Genomic DNA, 17,835 nt, shown 5'->3' on the forward strand with positions numbered 1-17,835 from the left:
TCAGCGCGCCCGGCGCGCTCGGAACGCCGCGCTTTTCATCCGGTTGCCGCACCGGGTCATATCGCACCAGCGGCGTGCGCCCGCGCGCGAGGTATCGACGTAGAGCCGGGTGCATTCGGTGTGCTCGCATTCCTTGAGGCGGGCCCGATCGGGCCCGCCGAGCAGCTCGATCCCCGCGCGGGCGATCGCCGCCAGCGCCGCGTCGACCGGGCCGGTGCGGCGGACCGTCGCGTCGGCGGTCAGCGCGACCATCGGCGGTGCGCCGGAGGCGAACTCGTTGAGCAGGGCGCGGTCGTCCGGATCGAACGGCCGCTCCAGCCGCGCGGCCGTGGCCAGCCGATAGATCGCCTCGCGCAGCGCGATCGCCCGGCGCAGCGCGGTCTCGTCGCCGTCCGGATCGGCATCGAGCAGTTCTGCCTCGACCAGCCAGTGCGCGAGGTCGGCCGGGGTGAGCAGCCGTTCGCGCGATTCGGTGCGGCGGGCGTGGACAGTACCGGCGAAGTCCAGGGCCAGATTCCCGCTGACGAAGGTGTACACGGTCCCATGGTAACCGCCTTGACAGGTTACGTGAGGCGATGCGACGGTGATAACCGTCTTAGGCGGTTACTTTGGAGGGTTCGTGAAGTCTCGAGTGCTGGACACGGTCGCGCCGACGGCCTTCATCCTGATGTGGAGCAGCGCGTTCATCGCCGGGATCATCGGGGTGGGCGCGGCCCCGCCGCTGCTGGTGCTGTTCGTCCGGTTCGGGCTCGCGGCCATCGCGCTGACGCTGTATGCCCTTGCGGTGCGTGCCGTGTGGCCGCGCGGCGGTCAGCTCGGCCATGTGCTGGTGGTCGGCCTGCTGATGCAGCTGGTGCAGTTCGCCGCGTTCTACACCGCGATGGCCGAACATGTATCGGCGGCGGTGATCTCACTGGTGCAGGGGCTGAATCCGGTGGTGATCGCGCTGTTCGCCGGGCGGGTGCTGGGGGAGACGGTCACGCCGCGGCAGTGGCTGGGCTTCGGCATCGGGGGAGCGGGGGTGGGCCTGGCCGTCGTCGACCAGTCGGCATTCTCGCTGTCGGGGCTGATCTTCTGCGTATTCGGGCTGCTGGGTCTGAGCCTGGGCACGGTCTATCAGAAGCGATTCGCCCCGGCCGTCGATCCGCGCGCGGCCACGGCCCTACACGTTGCCGTCAGCACCCCGGCGGTGGGGCTGATGGCCCTGCTGCGCAGCGATTTTCACGTCTACGACGCGGGTAGATTGGCCGGGTCCCTGGCGTGGATGGTGCTGGTGAATTCGATGGGCGCGTTCCTGCTGCTGAACGCCCTGCTGCGGCGCTGGGATACGACCCGGGTCGGCAGGCTGTTCTTCGCCACCCCGGTGGTGACGGCGCTGCTGGCGTGGGTGGTGATCGACCAGCCGTTGCGGCCGTTGACGATCGGCGGGCTTGCGGTCGGTGTCATCGGAATGGTTTTGGCCGCTCGGGGCAGCGTCGCGCCGACGAAACAGGGTGCGCGCGAGCCGGTTCCGGCGTAACTCCCTTGCTGCCACCCGTGAGGTGCTTGGCCCGAGACGGTCGGCTACGAGAGCCTGGCGGTCGCGGCGACCAGCAGCCCTGGTCACCGCCTCCCCGCGGGCGTCCACCGCCGCGATGGAGCGTCGGACCACCCGGGGGCAGACCGAGATCACCTGGCGCACCGGCATAACACCGATCGCATCTGCCGAAAACGGCTGCGCGCGAGCCGGTCCGGACAATCAGGGCGTCGCGGCGGCATCCCCGTTCGCGGCGCGGATCACCCCGTCGAGCACCTCGCGCGTGCGATGCAGATCCTTGATGCAGGCGTCGATGCGATCCCGTTCGGCCGCAAGGGTTTCGGTGAGGAACGGGGTGGCGCGCGCATTGGGCGTGCCGTCGGAGTCGTGGATGCAGGGCAGCAGTTCGACCAGGGTGCGGCTGGGCAGGCCAGCGGCGAACATCTCCTGAATGCGGATCACCCGGTCCACCGCGGACTCGGGATATTCGCGCTGCCCGCCCCCGGTGCGGGTGGACGCGAGCAGACCCTGAGCCTCGTAGTAGCGCAGCGATCGCACGCTCACCCCGGTGCGACGCGCCAGCTCACCGATTCGCACGGATTCACTCCTTGCACCTGACATTGATGTCAGGTTCTACCGTACGCCCATGTTGCTGCTGACCGAATACCGCACCGACCATCTCACCCTGCCCAATCGGGTGGTGATGGCGCCCATGACCCGGCTGCGCTCGCGGCCCGACGGCTCGCCCACCGCCGACGTGGCGGACTACTACGCCCAGCGGGCGGCGGCCGGACTCATTGTGACCGAGGGCATTTGGCCGCACAGCTCCGGTCAGAGCGAGGCCTGGGTGCCCGGCCTGCAGACCGATGCGCACGTGGCGGCGTGGCGGCGGGTGACCGAGGCGGTGCACGCCGCGGGCGGGCGCATCTTCGCGCAGCTCATGCACGGCGGACGCAAGGGGCATCCGCTGGCCCGCATCGATGGCACGCTGCCCGCGGGCCCGTCGGCGGTCTCCGACGACGATGTGCTGCATCTGATCGACGGCGGCAAGGCGCGCTCGCTGACTCCGCGGGCCATGACCCGGGCCGATATCGCCGCCACGATCGAGCAGTACGCGGCCGCCGCCCGCAATGCGCTGAAAGCCGGGTTCGACGGAGTCGAGATCCATGGCGCCAACAGCTATCTGGTGCACCAGTTCCTGGCCGACAACACCAATCTGCGCACCGACGAATACGGCGGCTCGAACACCAACCGACTTCGGTTCGCACTGGAGGTCACCGATGCCGTTGCGGCGGAGGTGGGTTCGCGGCGCACGGCCATCCGGCTGTCGCCCGGCAATCCGCAGTTCGGTATGCGCGAGGACGATCCGGCACCGCTGTATCGCGCCCTGGTCGCGGAATTGGCCCGCCGCGATCTGGCCTATCTGCATCTGATCGACAACGACGACTATCCCGCCCTGATCGATCTGCGACCGCGCTGGACGGGTCCGTTGATCGCGAATGTCGGCGAGAATCGGGACGCCACCGATGCGGCCGCCGCCGAAGGGGTATTGCGCCGCGGCCATGCCGATCTGGTCTCCTTCGGCCGCGCCTTCATCTCGAATCCGGATCTGGTGCAGCGCATCACGCACAACCATCCGCTCGCTCCGATTCGCGAGGACGTTCTCTATGGCCGTACCGCCGCGGGGTACACCGATTACCCGGTCTGGGATGCCGCCGCGCGACACAATAGCTCCGCGGCCTGATCGACAGCGGTCATCGACGCAGCCGATAAAGCAGCAAATTCTCGGCTACATGGGATGATTCGGGCCGAGCCGCGAAACGAAGTATCGAAAACCGCCGGCTCACTGCAATTCGGCCCGGTTGCCGCTACGCTGCCCGTCTATGACCCTGATCTCATCGGAGGCGGCGCTCGAGGCCGACGCTCCCATTGCGGAGCGTCGGCAGCGACCTGCCTGGATCCAGCGGGTTAGAGAGTTTCGTCCGGGCCCGCTGCACGCGTCGGCGATCGTTTCCTGTGTGGTGGCCTACAAATCGTTCGAGATGTCCTATGCCGCACTACACAACCTCGCTATCCGCAATCTCGTGCCACCGGAGCTGGCCGCGAACGTGCCGATAGTGACCGATGGGTTAATGGTCGGGTCAATTATTGCCACGGCGTCCTTCCGCAAGGGCGGCCTGGGCTGGTGGTACGCCACCGTGCTGTTCGTGTTGTCGACGCTGCTGTCTGTGGCGGGCAATATCGAGTACGCCCGCGAAATCGGCGGGGGCTATGTATCGGTCGGCATCTACGCCGGGATGCCGATGACGATGATGTTCGCCGTTCACCTCACGCTGATGCTGTGGAGCCGTCGCCGGGAGCGCCATCCGCAGCGGGCCATCGCCGAGAGCGAACCGGTGCGGCCGGTCGAAGCGGAGGCGAAATCGGCACCCCCGCCGGAGGAGTTCTCGGTGCCGGATATGTTCGACATGTCCGACCTCCCAACGGAACCCGAGCGTCGCCCGGTCTCGGGCCCGTTCATCGCCCCCGAACTCACCGAGCCCAATCGCTTCGCACCCCTGGTGGAGCACCGCCCGCTCGTCCACCTCGGCGAACGCACGGGGTGAGGCGCATACCGCAGTCCTGATACCCGTACAGTCCGTCCGAACTCGACCGATGGAGCCGTCACATGTCGTCAAGCGTTGGGCAGTACCAGGATATGGGTCAGTATCGCGAATTGGCCGGTCGCTTGGCATCGTTGATGCAGGCCGGACCGGAGCGTGCCGCGGCGCTGAATCAATTCATCGAGGCGGTGGCCAATCCGCAGCTGTTCACCGACATGCTGATTGCCTACGCCGGACGCTGGTTCAACGAGACCGGCGGGGCGTCGGTGCTGCTCGGACCCGAGATGTTCTGGGCGCTCTCGGCTCCGGACGCGCCCACCGGCAACTCGATCGCCGCGGAGATGGCCGCGTACGCGGAAATCAGTGGCGGCGAGCGCAATCGGAAGATGCTGCTGATCTGCCTGCTCGAACATCTGGCGCAGAATCAGTGGCAGACGGCTACCGCGGGCCTGTCCGAACCACGGATCGTGGCCAACGGGCTGGTCTGAGTTCAGTGCCAGCGCGCCAGTAGTCGGTTCGCCTCGGTCGCCAGCGCCGCCTGCAGGAACGGGCCGAAACTGACCCGCGCGACACCGAGTTCGGCGAATCCGGCGCGGTCGCCCTGACCGGGCAGGGCGATGGCGTTGACCGGCAGCGGCAGCGCCGCGCACAGGCGGCGCAGCAGGTCGGGTTCGTGGCGGCCGACGGGATACAGCACGTCGGCCCCGGCCTCCGCCGCCAGGCGCAGCCGCTGGACGGCGCGCTCGAAGCGGTCGGCCTCGTCGCCGAGCTGGCGCAGGAACAGATCGGTGCGGGCGTTGACCACCACGTGCACTCCCGTGGCATCGGCGGCCCGGCGAAGTTCGCCGACGAATTCGGCGTGTTCGGCCGGTTCCCGCAGCCGACCGCCCTCGCCGTGCACCACATCCTCGATATTCAGCCCGACGGCACCGGCCTCGAGCAGGCCGTCGATCAGCTGCGACGGCTTGCGGCCGTAGCCCGACTCGATATCCACCGAGACGGGAATGCCCACGGCCGCGGTGATCTCACGGATCCGGCCCATCGATTCGGCGAAGGACATCCCCTCGGCGTCGGCCCGGCCCAGCGATTCGGCGAGCGGATGGCTGCCGACCGTCAGCGCCGCGAAACCCGCCTCCTCGACCAGCCGCGCCGACCAGGCATCCCAGACCGTCGGCAGGATCACCGGATTGCCGGGGCGGTGCAGCTCGAGGAATGCGGTGGCCTGGTCGCGCAGCGAAGTCATGAGGGGATCCTTTCGCACGGGACCGGCGCCGCGCCAGGGGTTATCGCGGCGCCGCGGCGGGCGCGCGGGTGAGTTCGACGGGGGCCGGGCGCGGTCGCAACGGGCCGGGCAGCCACGGCAGCAGCGGATCGGCCGCGTGATCGAGAATGCCGCCGACCGGATCGTCGACGCCGTCGCGGCGGACCGGATCCTCGGTGGGCCGGTAGATCTGCCGCACGATCAGCAGGCACAGGCCCAGCACCGCGAGGTCGCGCACGATCACCGTGCCGGTGAACCACTGCTCCGGCACACCCTTCTTGTCGGTGCCCAGGTAGTAGTACATCCGCGGGAACCACACCAGCGCATCGATGGTCATCCAGGCCAGCAGGATGCGCCGATGCGGTATCGCCAGCACGGCCAGCGGCACCAGCCACAGCGAATACTGTGGGCTCCACACCTTGTTGGTGAGCAGGAATGCCGCCACCACCAGGAAGGCCAGCTGCGCCACCCGCGGCCGCCGGGGCGCGGTCAGGCCGAGGTAGGCGATGGCGGCACAGGCCAGCACGAACAGCAGCAGTGAGATCGCGTTGAGCGCGGTCGGGATGTCCGCCGGCGCCAGCGGTCCGTCGAAGCCCTGCCAGCCGGTGAACGAGGTGATCACGTTGTAGATCGAGTCCGGGTCGGCGTGCCGTTCGGTGTTGAGCCGGAAGAACTCCTGCCAGCCGTCGGTGAACGGCACCGCGATCGGCAGATTCACCAGCAGCCAGGTCAGTACCGCCGCGGCGACCGCGACGCCCGCCGCGCGCATCGGCCGCAGCTGTGCGTCGGCGAGGTACTGGCGCAGCCCCCGCAGCGGCCCGGCGCCCCGGTGCCGCAGGCGTTCCCACAGTGCGGGCACCCGTTGCCGTCCGTCGCTGCGCAGCGCGAGTACCACGATCGGCCCGAGCAGCAGCAGCGGATACAGCTTCGCCGCCCCGCCCAGTCCGAGCAGCACCCCCGCGAGCACGGGCCGCCGCCGCGCCCATGCCAGCAGCCCCGCGGCCGCGAAAGCCGTTGCCAGCGCGTCGAAATTGGTGAACACGTGCACGAGCACCAGGGGCGACAGCGCCACCAGCGCCGCATCCCAGATCCGCCGCCCGGCCAGCTGTGCCGAGGCCCACACGGTCACCAGCCAGGCCAGGGCCAGGCCGAACGCCGCGACGTTGAAGTACACCACGACCGGCAGCGCACCGGGCAGCCGCAACTGCTGCCAGGCGTGCGCGATCCGCATCGACAGCCATTGGTACAGGCCCGACAGCACCGGATACTCCATGTAGCGGGCCTGCGGCGTGCCGTCGGCCCGGAATTCGGTCCACTGCTTCTTGTACGGGAACGCGCCCTCGTTGAGATGTTCGGCGCCGTAGAGCGGCACGGTGTCGGAATAGCACATGGCCACGTACTGGCGGCCGTTGTTCCAGTCCAACCCGATTCGGCCGTCGGCATCGGTCTTCTGCTGAATGCAGGCCGCCTTACCGCCCCAGCCGAGCGCCAGGAAGACCACGGCGAAGGCCAGCAGCACCCGCAGCGGCGTCCAGAACCGGGTGCGCCCGATCAGCGCATGATCACCGACCGGGCCGCCGACGATCGTGGACAGCTGGGCGGTCAGGGAGTCGGTGCGGCTCGGCTTGTCTCGCCAGTCGGCCGACCGCAGATCCGGAGCCTGCGGCGCCGGGGACGTGAAACGGCCCGAGCCATCCCGCATTTCGTTCCCGGCGTCCGCGACGTGCTGCTCGATCACGGCCCCCGAGGCTACCTGTCACCGTTTCCCGCACCCGCGGTCGGCCGGGTGCCCCCGCCGGTCCCACCGGGTTGCGTGGCCGACGGCGACGAACCGTCGGACGGGGCGACCGGCTGGCCGGGCAGCGGGCCGGTACCGGATTCCTGCTGTTGCTGGCGCTGCGGCTGCTGCTGCCGCGACTGCGGGTTGGGAACCAGGCCCGGCACCGGAATGCGCACGCCCGGCAGCACTTCCACCTCGCTCGGGGTCACCACGACCGGCGGCACGAACTCCTGCGCGGTGGTCGACGGCGGGGTGTAGGCCGCGGTCCAGGACGGCACACCGGCCTGGCCGCCGATCGGCTTGGGGGGCGGGAATTTCTCGACGGGGGTGCCCTTCAGGGCGCCGTCCATCGTGTCCTTCCAGATGTCGGACGGCAGGCCCGAACCGTAGATCATGCCGCCGTTGGCATTTCGCAGCTTCTCGCCCTGTTCGGTGCCGACCCAGACCGCGGTCGACAGCGACGGGGTGAAGCCCACCATCCAGGCGTCGCGGTTCTCACCGGTGTCACCCAGCTGCGCGGTACCGGTCTTGCTCGCCGATTCGCGGCCACCGGCCAGCTGATGCTGGCGCGACCACTGCGCGATCGGCTTCATGGCGTCGATCAGGTTGGTGGCCACCGCCTCCGAGATCCGCTGCTCGCCCGCGACGTCACCGCGGTCCAGCAGGACCTGGCCGTCGGCAGTCACCACCTTCTGCACGAAGTGCACCTTGTGATAGGTGCCGTTGTTGGCGATGGTCGCGTAGGCCGACGCCATGTCCAGCGGGCGGGCCTGGTACTGGCCCAGGATGATGCCGGTGTTCGGCGGGCCGCCGTCCGGTTCGGCCAGCGACTTGCCCACGCCCGGAATGTTTTCCGGGATGCCCAGCTTATGCGCCATATCGGCGATCTTCTGCGGGCCGTTCGCCTCGCCCATGTCCAGCTCCATGCGGTAGAAGCTGGTGTTGAGCGAGCGCTTGAGCGCCTCGGCGATGGTGCAGGTGCCGCAGGACTCACCCTCGACGTTGGTGATCTTGATGCCGTGGATGGTCAGCGGTGAGCTGTCGTACATCGTCGAAAGCGGTTTACCCGCCTCGAGATTCGCCGCCAGGCCGAACACCTTGAACGCCGAGCCGGGCATCAGACCGGCATTGGCGAAGTCGAAACCCTGGCCGTTCTCACCGCCGTAGTATGCCCGCACCGCGCCGGTCTTGGGATCGACCGACACCACCGCGGTGCGCAGATTGTCGGGCTCGCCCTTCATGTTCTTCTGTGCCGCGTTGACCGCGGCCTCCTGGGCCTTCTGATCGATCGTCGTGGTGATCTGCAGGCCCTCGGTGTTGAGCTGGGTGTCGGTGATGCCCGCATCGGACAGCTCCCGCATCACCTGGCGCTTGATCAGGCCCTCCGGACCCGAACCCGTGGAGTTCTGCTCCATCGCGCTCGACGGCTGCACCTTGGGATAGGTCATCTTGGCGCGTTCGGCGGACGGCAGGTTGCCCATCGAGACCATGCCGTCGAGCACGTAGTTCCACCGGGATTCCGCGCCCTTGGGATTGTTCTCCGGGTCCAGGCCGTAGGGCTGCTGGATCGTGGCGGCCAGCATCGCGCCCTCCTCGACCGTCAGGTCCTGGACCTTCTTGCCGAAGTAGGCGTGCGAGGCGGCGTCGATACCGAAGGTGCCGCGGCCGAAGGGAATCGTGTTGAGGTAGGCGGTGAGGATGTCGTCCTTGCTCCACTGCCGCGCCATCTTGGCCGAGATCACCAGCTCGCGCATCTTGCGGCTCAGCGAGTGCTGATTGCCGACCATCGCGTTCTTCACGTACTGCTGGGTGATCGTCGAGCCACCGCCCGCGCTCTCCTTGCCCAGCAGGTTGTCGCGCAGCGCGCGGGCGAAGCCGGAGATGGAGAAGCCCGGGTTGGTGTAGAACGAGCGGTCCTCGGCCGCGATCACGGCATTTCGCACATGCGGCGGGATGTCGTTGATCGTCACATCCGTCCGGTTGCCCTGCGGCGGAACGATCTTGCTGATCACCGAGGTGCCGTCGGCGGCGAGGATGGTGGCGACCTGATTGGTTTTGAGATCGCCAGGTTTGGGTACCGAGACGGTGGTGTACGCGACCAGGAAGGTCGCGCTGGGCACGACGATGGCCAGTGCGATCAAAACGTAGATCACCCGGCGCACGATCCGCCACGGCGACTTCTTCTTGGCCTTGGTCTGCGGTCGGCGGCCACCGGGACCACCCGGACCGCCGCCACCGCCGTTGCGACGCGGCGGCGGACCCGACGGGGGTGCTCCGCCACCGACGGGGCGGCGACCGCCGGTGTCCGGACCCCGGTCCTCGCCCGGGCCCGGGCGGGTGGCCGTGCCGGAGCGCGGCGGGGCCGAAAGCTTCTGGGTCGCTTGGGCATTGGGTGCGCCCGGGCCGGGCCGCTGAGGTGGCGGCGGGCCGGGCCGACGCGGTGGCTGACCGCCGGGGCCGCGCGGTGGCATACCGCCCGGGCCGCGCGGCGGTTCCCCGCCGGGACGGCGGCCGGGCTGCGGGCCGGGGCCGCTACGCGGAACACCGCCCGAGGGCGGACCCTGGCGTAACGGAGGAAGTGGCCGTGCTCCCGGAGATGGAGGTCCGGCCGGGCGCGGGGGTGGGTACCCCCCCGGTCCCGGTTGCGAGCCGCGCGGTCGGCGGTCGCCGTTCGGTCCATCGTCGTAGGGCGAAGTCACAGCCTGGATCTCCATAACTCGATACGGTCCGGGTCGCGGTCCTGCGACCGCACGGGCATGCCTGCGCTCCGCATATCAGCGGACGGGGCCCGTCATTCGGCGGCGGTCCGTCGGGTGCCGGTGCGGCGCCGCGACGGCGTCGGAGCGCGACCCAGCACATAGGACTGCACCAGATGATTCCAGCTGCAGGTCCGGCACACCTCCACGACGTGCACCGTGAACTCCTCGCGAGACTCGGCCAGCCGGATCAGCTCCTCGGGCGTGCGGGCCGAGCCCGCCATCGGTCCCAGCCCCTCGCCGTAGACCCACGATACGAGAGTGAGCTGCTCTTTCCGGCAGATAGGGCATGTGACCTCGCTCCCCCGCCCATGAAATTTGGCCGCCCGCAGCAGATACGGATTCGCGTCGCACACCTCCGCGACGCCCACCCGGCCCGCGTACACGTCGGCCAGCAGCGACCGGCGCCGAAGCGCATAGTCCACTACCTGCCGCTGAATTCGCACGAGAACCAGAGTAGCGGCCACCTCTGACCACCGCTGTGGCGTCTTGGGCCGAGAAGTGTGAGGAAACCCGTCGACGTATCGACAACTATATCGGCGCGATATAGTTTGGAATCGCATCCAACGGTTAGATCTGCAGAGCACAGTCAGGAGGTGTGGCCCGTGCTCGAGCTGGCGATTCTCGGGCTGCTCCTGGAATCCCCGATGCATGGTTACGAGCTGCGCAAGCGGCTGACGGGCCTGCTCGGTCCGTTCCGGGCGTTCTCCTACGGGTCGCTGTATCCGACCCTGCGGCGCATGCAGGCCGACGGCCTGATCGCCGAGGAAAGCCCCCTGGGGTCGGTCACGCGGCGTGCGCGGCGGGTCTATCAACTGACCGATGCCGGGCGAGAACGGTTCTCCGAACTGCTCGCCGACACCGGTCCGCAGAACTACACCGACGACGGCTTCGGCGTTCACCTCGCCTTCTTCAGCCGCACCCCCGCCGAGGCGCGGATGCGGATCCTCGAGGGCAGGCGGCGCCAGGTCGAGGAGCGCCGAGAAGGACTGCGGGAGGCGATCAAACGGGCCAGCGGAACCCTCGATCGCTACACCCGTCAGCTCCACCAGCTCGGTCTGGAATCCAGCGAGCGCGAAGTGCGCTGGCTCAACGAGTTGATTGCAGCGGAGCAATCACTGAAGGCGGCACCACAGAAAGAGGGAAATATCGGCCATGAGTGATGTCAACACGGCTGAAAACGCCACCGAGATTCGCGTGGCCATCGTGGGTGTGGGCAACTGCGCGTCCTCGCTGGTCCAGGGTGTGCAGTACTACAAGGACGCGGACGAGAACTCGACCGTGCCCGGCCTCATGCACGTCAAGTTCGGTCCCTACCACGTCCGCGATGTGAAGTTCGTCGCCGCGTTCGACGTCGACGCCAAGAAGGTCGGATTCGACCTGTCGGATGCGATCTTCGCCAGCGAGAACAACACCATCAAGATCTCCGACGTGCCGCCGAGCGGGGTCACCGTGCAGCGCGGCCCGACGCTGGACGGCATCGGCAAGTACTACGCCGAGACCATCGAGCTCTCCGACGGGGAGCCGGTCGACGTCGTGCAGGCGCTGAAGGACGCACGGGTCGACGTGCTGGTGTCCTATCTGCCGGTGGGCTCGGAGGAGGCCGACAAGTTCTACGCCCAGTGCGCGATCGACGCGGGTGTGGCCTTCGTCAACGCGCTGCCGGTGTTCATCGCCTCCGATCCGGAGTGGGCGCAGAAGTTCGTCGATGCCGGTGTGCCGATCGTCGGCGACGACATCAAGAGCCAGGTCGGCGCGACCATCACCCACCGCGTGATGGCCAAGCTGTTCGAGGACCGCGGCGTGCAGCTGGACCGCACCATGCAGCTGAACGTGGGCGGCAACATGGACTTCAAGAACATGCTCGAGCGCGAGCGGCTGGAGTCGAAGAAGATCTCCAAGACCCAGGCGGTCACCAGCAACATCAAGAAGGAGTTGACCGCCAACGACGTGCACATCGGCCCGTCCGATCACGTCGGCTGGCTCGACGACCGCAAGTGGGCCTATGTGCGCCTCGAGGGTCGCGCCTTCGGTGACGTGCCGCTGAACCTGGAGTACAAGCTCGAGGTGTGGGACTCGCCGAACTCGGCGGGCATCATCATCGACGCCATCCGCGCCGCCAAGATCGCCAAGGACCGCGGCCTGGGCGGCCCGATCCTGCCCGCCTCGGCCTATCTGATGAAGTCCCCGCCGAAGCAGCTCGCCGACGATATCGCTCGCGCGCAGCTCGAGGAGTTCATCATCGGGGCTTGACCGCCTCTCCGCGGTTTTCGGCCAGACTCGGGCGCTACGTAAGTGGCGTCGGCGGCCGATGGTGCGGAGGCGGCTGAGTTCGCCGGTACTCGGCGAGTTACCCATGTCCTCACGAAATCAGTTGGCACCTCTGCAGTCTCGGTGCTGAGCCGAGATTGCAGAGGTGCGAGGACCCGGGACTAGTCCAGCGAGACGTACACCTCGACCGAGGTGGGGCCGGTGTAGCGCTCGATCTCCGCGGTGTGCGAGCGCGTGATCGTGCCCGCGTTCTCCGCCTTGGCCACCTTGGCCCAGGCCGTACGCAGTAGATCGTAGGGCTTGTCGGAAACCACGAACTTGGCGTAGCGGCCCGCGGGAATGCGGGTGAGCACGTCGCCGGTGTCGAGGTCGTCCAGCGAGCTCAACTCGTAGCCCAGCACCGCGACGGCGTGATCGTTCTGGCCGATGTAGGCCGCCACCCGCGGCACGTTCTTCTCCCGGGCCAGGTAACGGTCCCAGGTGAAGTTCACCAGATCGAGGTCGCGCGCGGTGACCTCGCGTCCGGCCAGCGGCACGGTCAGCCCGCCGACGAGGCTGTCGCTCAAGGTGACGATTTCGAAGTCCACTGTCATCCCCTACCTGTCGCCCTCGGCCGCGCCCTCGTCCTTGAGCGCCACGAACACCTCGACGGTGTGCGAATCCGGATAGTGCTCGAAATCGCCGGTGTAGGCCCGGATCAGGGCCCCGGCCGCCTCCAGGTCCCAGACCGCGCGCCACACCGACACCACGGTGTCGCCCAGATTGTCACCGCTGCGGATGAACCGCGCGTAGCGGCCCGCGGGGATGCGGGCCAGCACATCGCCGGGCAGCAGATCGGCCATGGTCTGCAGGCGATAGCCGACGATATGGGTGAGATACGAACCTATTTCGGGCGCGTGATCCACATACGCCGTCGCCGGCGGCCCCGGCAGGCTGCGCGCCAGATTGCGTTTCCAGGCCTCCTCCACCTTCAACCGGCGCGGCCCCTCGACCGCCAGCGCCGGGCTGCGTAGCACCGTCCCTGCCACCAGGGTCTCGTGGCGCTCAACGACATTGAAATCCACCGGTGTCGCCCCTATGTCTCGTGCTGTGTGATGTGGCGCGCGGCTCGCGTCGGCGCGACATACCACCCTGCTCCCAGCCGTGCCCGAACCCTGCCCGCAACCGCTCGCGTCTGCGCCCAGCGTAACCGCACCCTGCGCTGGTTCCTCTCTGCGAACATCCTCCCGCATCCTGCCACTGTCGTCGCCCATCGGCCCGACCGGATACGTCCGGTTTCGCGAGCCGACCCCCGCCTCACCGGGGTCCACCCTATCGGCGTGTCCCGAGTGACGGTTGGAGAACAAGAATTCGCTTCGTCACAACGACGCCGACGGCACAACCGTGCCGTCAGCCCGGGACGGGGATGCTCAGGCCCGGGAAGATCTCGACCTGTCTGGTCGGGGGCGGCGGAATCTCCAGGATCGGCGGTGGGGCCTGATTCGCGGGCGGGGCCAGCACGTCGAACGGTCCCTGCGCGGACTGCGGGGTCGGCGGGGCCACGCCGAACGGGCCGACGCCCTTGGTCTCGGGGGCGGCCGGTTGTTCCGAGGCCGGGAACTGCTCGACCGGCGTACCCGCCAGCGCCCCGTCCATCGTCCGCTTCCAGATGTCGGCGGGCAGTCCCGCGCCGTATACGGCCGTGCCGCGGGCGGTGCGGATCGGCTGGGGGTTCTCGGTTCCGACCCAGACGGCCGTCGACAGCGACGGGGTGAAGCCGATCATCCAGGCGTCCTTGTTGGCACCGGTCTCGCCGAGCTGGGTGGTCCCGGTCTTGGCCGCCGACGGCCGCCCGGCCAGGGCGTGCCCGTTGGAGTAGGCGGGGATCGGCAGCATCGCCTGGGCGGTGGTGTCGGCGACGCGGCGCGCGATGCGCTGTTCGGCGGGCCGCTGTTCGGGTGCGCCGCGGTCCAGCAGCACTCGCCCGTCCCCGGCGACCACCCGCTGCACGAAGTACGGCTCGTGATAGACGCCGGAGGCGGCGATGGTCGCGTAGGCCGAGGCCATATCGATCGGCCGCACGGAGTACACGCCCAGCACGATCGACAGCTGTGGCGTGCCGTCCTGCTCGCTCAGCGAGCGGCCGGGCACCCCCGGGATTCGCTCCGGAATGCCCGCCTGATGCGCGGCGTTCGCGATCGACTGCGCGCCCACACCCTGGGCCAGCCGATAGAAGCTGGTGTTCAGCGAGCGCTTGAAAGCCTCCGCCAGCGAACAGGTTCCGCAGGATTCACCCTCCACATTGGTCACCTTGACGCCGTTCACGGTGACCGGGGAGCTGTCGAGCTGATACGACATGCCGATGCCCTGCTCCAGCGCCGCCAGCACCGCGAAGGTCTTGAACGCCGAACCGGTCTGCAGCGGCGCCTGCGCGAAATCGAAGCCGACCCCGTTCTCGCCGCCGTAGTAGGCGCGCACCGCACCCGAGCGCGGATCGATCGACACCACCGCGCCGCGCAGTTCGGGAGGCTGCCCGGACAGCGTCCTGTGCACCGCGTCCAGCGCCGCCTGCTGGGCCCGCGGGTCGATGGTGGTGACGATATTGAGCGCCCCGGTGGCGATGTCCTGTTCGCTGATTCCGGCCGCGCGCAGCTCGCGCAGCACCTGGGTGCGGATCAGCCCGGCCGGACGACGCGCGGAATCGTCGGTCAGCACGGCCACCGGGGCGATGACCGGGAATTCGACCGTCGCGCGCTGCTCGGGCGCCAGCGTGCCCATCGTGACCATGCCGTCGAGCACGTAGTTCCAGCGCGCCCGCAACTGCTCCAGGTGGGTCTCCGGATCCAGGATCGACGGCGTGCGCACGACCGCGGCCAGGACCGCGCTCTCGGCCAGGGTCAGCTGCGGCACCGGCTTGTCGAAGTACGCCTCGGCGGCGGCCGCGATGCCGTACGCGCCGCGCCCGTAGTAGATGGTGTTCAGATATGCGGCGAGGATGTCGTCCTTGCTCCACTGCCGGGCCATCTTGGCCGAGATGATCAGCTCCCGCATCTTGCGTGACAGGGTGCGCTCGGAGCTCAGGAAGGCGTTCTTGACGTACTGCTGGGTGATGGTGGAACCGCCGCCCGCGTTCTCGCGGCCGGTGAGATTGTCGCGGGCCGCCCGCACGAAGGCCTCGGTGGAGAAGCCCGGATTGCGGTAGAAATCGCGGTCCTCGGCCGAGAGCATGGCGTCGCGCATCCACCGCGGCACGTCCGACAGCGGCACGGGGGTCCGGTTACCCTCCGGCGGAACGACTTTGGCGATCTCGGTGGTGCCGTCGACGGCGGTGATGGTGGCGACCTGCTCGGTCTGCACGGCCGCGGGATCGGGAATGTCGGCGCTCCAGTACGCCAGCACCATGAGCAGCGACGGAACGGCCACGAAGATCAGGAACAGCGCCAGCAGCAGGCGGCGGACGCGCTGGGCGCGGGTGCGGGGCGGACGGGGCCGGGCCCCTTCCGGATTCGCCGGTCGCTCGCGGCGGCGCGGTCGGCCGTGCTGGGCGCGCTCCCGCCGCGCGGTGACACTGGGCAGCTCGTTCCACCCGGCGACGGACGCATACGGTGCACTCGGCCGATCGCGCCCCCTGCGGAACAGCCCCACGACATCCTCCCGGAGTTTCGGCGAAACACACGAGCAAGATCGAACTACCGCGCTGAAGAGATCCGAAACCCAGCCTACGGCCGATCCACCTCGGGTCCGAAATGCCCGGGAGGTGAGCCCCCTAGCTCTTCACGCCGCCCGCGGTCAGACCGGAGATGATCCGGCGTTGGAACAGCAGCACCATGATCACCAGCGGAATCGTCACGATCGTGCCCGCCGCCATGATGGCCGCATACGGCGCGACATGCGGATCGTTGCCGGAGAAGCGGGCGATCGCGACGGTCACCGGCTCGGTGGCGTCGGTGGACAGCAGCCGGGCCAGCAGATATTCGTTCACCGCGGCGATGAAGGCCAGGATGGCGGTGGTGAACACGGCGGGCGCGGCCAGCGGCAGCATCACCAGCCGGAACGCCTGGAACCGGCTGGCGCCGTCGATGCGCGCGGCCTCCTCCAGCTCCCACGGCAGCTCGGCGAAGAACGAGGCCAGGATGTAGACCGTCATCGGCAGCGCGAAGGAGATGTTCGGCACGATCATCGCCTGGTAGTGCCCGATCCAGCCGATATTGGTGAACAGCTGGAACAGCGGGGTCACCAGCACCACCACCGGGAACATCGAGGCACTCAGGATCAGCCCGGCCACGAGTCGCTTACCGCGGAACTGCATGCGCGCCAGTGCGTAGGCGGCCATCGTCCCGATCAGCAGCGCGATGACGGTGGTGGCCGCGCCGATGATGATGCTGTTGGTCAGCGCGCGCCCGAAATTGTTGCCGCGCGAGGTGTCGAAGGCGTTCTGGAAGTTGGTCAGCGTCAGATGCGTCGGCCACGGCGTGTTGTCGAAGGTGAAGGCCGGATCGCGGAAGGCCGTGACGGCCATCCAGTAGAACGGCCCCAACCCCCACACCAGGATGATCAGCGCACCGACGTAGACCCGCGCCGAGCTCAATCGTTTGGTCCAGGTCATCAGTGCGCCTTCCGCTGTTCTTCCTGGGTCGCGACGGCGTTGGCGCCCAACACCTTCACCAGCACGAAGGCCACCGCGAAGATCATCAGGAAGGTGATCACCGACAGTGCCGAGGCACTGTTGGCGCCCTGGCGCACCTGGTCGACCACGAGAATCGAAATGGTCCGGGTGTCCGGATTGCCCTGCGTCATGATCGCGGGCAGATCGTAGAGGCGCAGCGCGTCCATCGTGCGGAACAGCACCGCTACCAGCAGTGCGGGCCGTAGCAGCGGCAGGGTGATCTGGGTGAACCGCTGCCACGCCGAGGCGCCGTCCACGCGGGCCGCCTCGTACACATCACCCGGAATCACCTGCAGCCCGGCCAGAATCAGCAGCGCCATGAACGGCGTGGTCTTCCAGACGTCGGCCACGATCACCGCGACCCGCGACCAGGTCGGATCGGTCTGCCACAGGATGTGGGTGCCCAGTACGCGATTGACCACCCCGTCGTACTGGAACATGAACTCCCACAACCGGGCGGTCACCGCGGTCGGGATGGCCCACGGGATCAGCACCGCGGCCCGCAGCAGCGCGCGCCCGCGGAACGTCTTGCCCATGATCATGGCCATGCCCAGCCCGATGGTCGCCTCCAGGGCGACCGTGACGACCGTGAACAGCAGCGTGACCACGATCGCCGCCCAGAACTGGGAGCCGAGATTGCCGGTCGGACAGGACTCCACGCCGCCGGTCGGCAGCTGGCACTGCTGCAGCAACCAGTGCGTGTAGTTGGTGAACCCCGCATTGCCGCCCTCGACGAACATGCCGGTGGCCTCGTCGATCCCAGCGTCCTTCTGGAACGACATCCACACCGCGCGCACGACTGGATAGCCGATGACGACGGCCAGGGCCAGCAGAACGGGGGCGACGAACAACCAGGGACGTCCGACGCCGTGCAGCAGGGTCGGCCGCCAACCGCCGCGCCGGGGCGGCGGCGGGGCGGCGGACGTCCCGGGGTCGATCACTCCCGAAGGATCCGACACGTTCAACTCTCCTACGGGGCTGACTCGACAGGGGTGCGACCGGC

General features: G+C 68.6%; 17 protein-coding genes. 6 read left to right on the plus strand and 11 right to left on the minus strand.

The window, feature by feature from the left end; translation table 11 throughout:
* Complete coding sequence (locus tag NDR87_RS28695) at positions 1-537, minus strand: ABATE domain-containing protein (RefSeq protein WP_251916768.1); 537 nt, start codon at positions 535-537, stop codon at positions 1-3.
* Between the two features lie 82 nt (positions 538-619).
* Here NDR87_RS28695 and NDR87_RS28700 point away from each other — a divergent pair, with 82 nt between their 5' ends.
* The gene (locus NDR87_RS28700) at positions 620-1,519 is read left to right on the plus strand and encodes a DMT family transporter (RefSeq protein ID WP_251916766.1); all 900 of its coding nucleotides are present in this window, start codon (positions 620-622) and stop codon (positions 1,517-1,519) included.
* Positions 1,520-1,738: 219 nt separating this feature from the next.
* Here the strand turns inward: NDR87_RS28700 and NDR87_RS28705 are convergent, their stop codons facing one another.
* On the minus strand, positions 1,739-2,113 hold the full coding sequence (locus NDR87_RS28705) for a MerR family transcriptional regulator (protein ID WP_251916764.1): 375 nt from the start codon (positions 2,111-2,113) through the stop codon (positions 1,739-1,741).
* Positions 2,114-2,162: 49 nt separating this feature from the next.
* On the opposite strand from NDR87_RS28705, the gene NDR87_RS28710 reads away from it, so the two are divergent.
* The 3 genes from NDR87_RS28710 (at position 2,163) to NDR87_RS28720 (ending at position 4,607) form a co-directional block, all read left to right on the plus strand.
* Positions 2,163-3,260, plus strand: a complete 1,098-nt coding sequence (locus tag NDR87_RS28710) for an alkene reductase (protein ID WP_251916762.1) — start codon at positions 2,163-2,165, stop codon at positions 3,258-3,260.
* Positions 3,261-3,399: 139 nt separating this feature from the next.
* Positions 3,400-4,122 (plus strand): DUF2637 domain-containing protein, encoded by a 723-nt coding sequence (locus NDR87_RS28715; protein ID WP_251916760.1) that lies wholly within the window; start codon positions 3,400-3,402, stop codon positions 4,120-4,122.
* Between the two features lie 62 nt (positions 4,123-4,184).
* Complete coding sequence (locus tag NDR87_RS28720; protein WP_251916758.1) at positions 4,185-4,607, plus strand: hypothetical protein; 423 nt, start codon at positions 4,185-4,187, stop codon at positions 4,605-4,607.
* A 2-nt stretch (positions 4,608-4,609) separates the two neighbouring features.
* Here NDR87_RS28720 and NDR87_RS28725 read toward each other — a convergent pair whose 3' ends face one another.
* The 4 genes from NDR87_RS28725 to NDR87_RS28740 all read right to left on the minus strand — a co-directional run bounded on the left by NDR87_RS28725 (position 4,610) and on the right by NDR87_RS28740 (position 10,362).
* Positions 4,610-5,362 carry an isocitrate lyase/phosphoenolpyruvate mutase family protein gene (locus NDR87_RS28725; RefSeq protein WP_251916756.1) on the minus strand — a complete coding sequence of 251 codons (753 nt, stop codon included), beginning with the start codon at positions 5,360-5,362 and terminating at the stop codon, positions 4,610-4,612.
* 40 nt (positions 5,363-5,402) lie between these two features.
* Positions 5,403-7,082, minus strand: coding sequence for a glycosyltransferase family 87 protein (locus NDR87_RS28730; RefSeq protein WP_251916882.1), 1,680 nt, complete (start codon positions 7,080-7,082; stop codon positions 5,403-5,405).
* A gap of 47 nt (positions 7,083-7,129) precedes the next feature.
* A complete protein-coding gene (locus NDR87_RS28735) occupies positions 7,130-9,631 on the minus strand; it encodes a transglycosylase domain-containing protein (protein ID WP_251916755.1) in 2,502 nt (833 codons plus the stop codon).
* Positions 9,632-9,951: 320 nt separating this feature from the next.
* The gene (locus NDR87_RS28740; RefSeq protein ID WP_251916753.1) at positions 9,952-10,362 is read right to left on the minus strand and encodes a DUF5318 domain-containing protein; all 411 of its coding nucleotides are present in this window, start codon (positions 10,360-10,362) and stop codon (positions 9,952-9,954) included.
* Between the two features lie 159 nt (positions 10,363-10,521).
* Here NDR87_RS28740 and NDR87_RS28745 point away from each other — a divergent pair, with 159 nt between their 5' ends.
* Both NDR87_RS28745 and NDR87_RS28750 read left to right on the plus strand, forming a co-directional pair.
* Entirely contained in the window at positions 10,522-11,079 is a 558-nt protein-coding gene (locus NDR87_RS28745) for a PadR family transcriptional regulator (RefSeq protein WP_251916751.1), read from the plus strand.
* Entirely contained in the window at positions 11,072-12,169 is a 1,098-nt protein-coding gene (locus NDR87_RS28750; RefSeq protein ID WP_251916749.1) for an inositol-3-phosphate synthase, read from the plus strand. The genes NDR87_RS28745 and NDR87_RS28750 overlap by 8 nt, the downstream gene beginning before the upstream one ends.
* Before the next feature lie 179 nt (positions 12,170-12,348).
* Here the strand turns inward: NDR87_RS28750 and NDR87_RS28755 are convergent, their stop codons facing one another.
* From NDR87_RS28755 to NDR87_RS28775, 5 genes are all read right to left on the minus strand, one after another.
* Positions 12,349-12,780, minus strand: a complete 432-nt coding sequence (locus NDR87_RS28755; RefSeq protein WP_251916747.1) for a GyrI-like domain-containing protein — start codon at positions 12,778-12,780, stop codon at positions 12,349-12,351.
* A 3-nt stretch (positions 12,781-12,783) separates the two neighbouring features.
* Positions 12,784-13,251: a GyrI-like domain-containing protein gene (locus NDR87_RS28760; RefSeq protein WP_251916745.1), complete on the minus strand. Its 468-nt coding sequence runs from the start codon at positions 13,249-13,251 to the stop codon at positions 12,784-12,786.
* Between the two features lie 325 nt (positions 13,252-13,576).
* Complete coding sequence (locus NDR87_RS28765) at positions 13,577-15,811, minus strand: transglycosylase domain-containing protein (RefSeq protein WP_251916743.1); 2,235 nt, start codon at positions 15,809-15,811, stop codon at positions 13,577-13,579.
* 121 nt (positions 15,812-15,932) lie between these two features.
* On the minus strand, positions 15,933-16,772 hold the full coding sequence (locus NDR87_RS28770) for a carbohydrate ABC transporter permease (RefSeq protein WP_251916742.1): 840 nt from the start codon (positions 16,770-16,772) through the stop codon (positions 15,933-15,935).
* Positions 16,772-17,791, minus strand: coding sequence for a carbohydrate ABC transporter permease (locus NDR87_RS28775; protein ID WP_372494322.1), 1,020 nt, complete (start codon positions 17,789-17,791; stop codon positions 16,772-16,774). Before NDR87_RS28775 ends, NDR87_RS28770 begins: the two co-directional genes overlap by 1 nt.
* Between the last annotated feature and the right edge of the window lie 44 nt (positions 17,792-17,835).

Origin of the sequence: Nocardia sp. CDC159, from assembly GCF_023740735.1 — a bacterium.
In the GTDB taxonomy this organism is placed as follows: Bacteria; Actinomycetota; Actinomycetes; order Mycobacteriales; family Mycobacteriaceae; genus Nocardia; species Nocardia pulmonis.

Bases quoted from the DNA above. Each gene is read 5' to 3' on its own strand.
- NDR87_RS28710 (WP_251916762.1), top strand. From the start codon at position 2,163: ATGTTGCTGCTGACCGAATACCGCACCGACCATCTCACCCTGCCCAAT.
- NDR87_RS28715 (WP_251916760.1), top strand. From the start codon at position 3,400: ATGACCCTGATCTCATCGGAGGCGGCGCTCGAGGCCGACGCTCCCATT.
- NDR87_RS28720 (WP_251916758.1), top strand. From the start codon at position 4,185: ATGTCGTCAAGCGTTGGGCAGTACCAGGATATGGGTCAGTATCGCGAA.
- NDR87_RS28725 (WP_251916756.1), bottom strand. From the start codon at position 5,362: ATGACTTCGCTGCGCGACCAGGCCACCGCATTCCTCGAGCTGCACCGC.
- NDR87_RS28730 (WP_251916882.1), bottom strand. From the start codon at position 7,082: ATGCGGGATGGCTCGGGCCGTTTCACGTCCCCGGCGCCGCAGGCTCCG.
- NDR87_RS28735 (WP_251916755.1), bottom strand. From the start codon at position 9,631: ATGCCACCGCGCGGCCCCGGCGGTCAGCCACCGCGTCGGCCCGGCCCG.
- NDR87_RS28750 (WP_251916749.1), top strand. From the start codon at position 11,072: ATGAGTGATGTCAACACGGCTGAAAACGCCACCGAGATTCGCGTGGCC.
- NDR87_RS28755 (WP_251916747.1), bottom strand. From the start codon at position 12,780: ATGACAGTGGACTTCGAAATCGTCACCTTGAGCGACAGCCTCGTCGGC.
- NDR87_RS28770 (WP_251916742.1), bottom strand. From the start codon at position 16,772: ATGACCTGGACCAAACGATTGAGCTCGGCGCGGGTCTACGTCGGTGCG.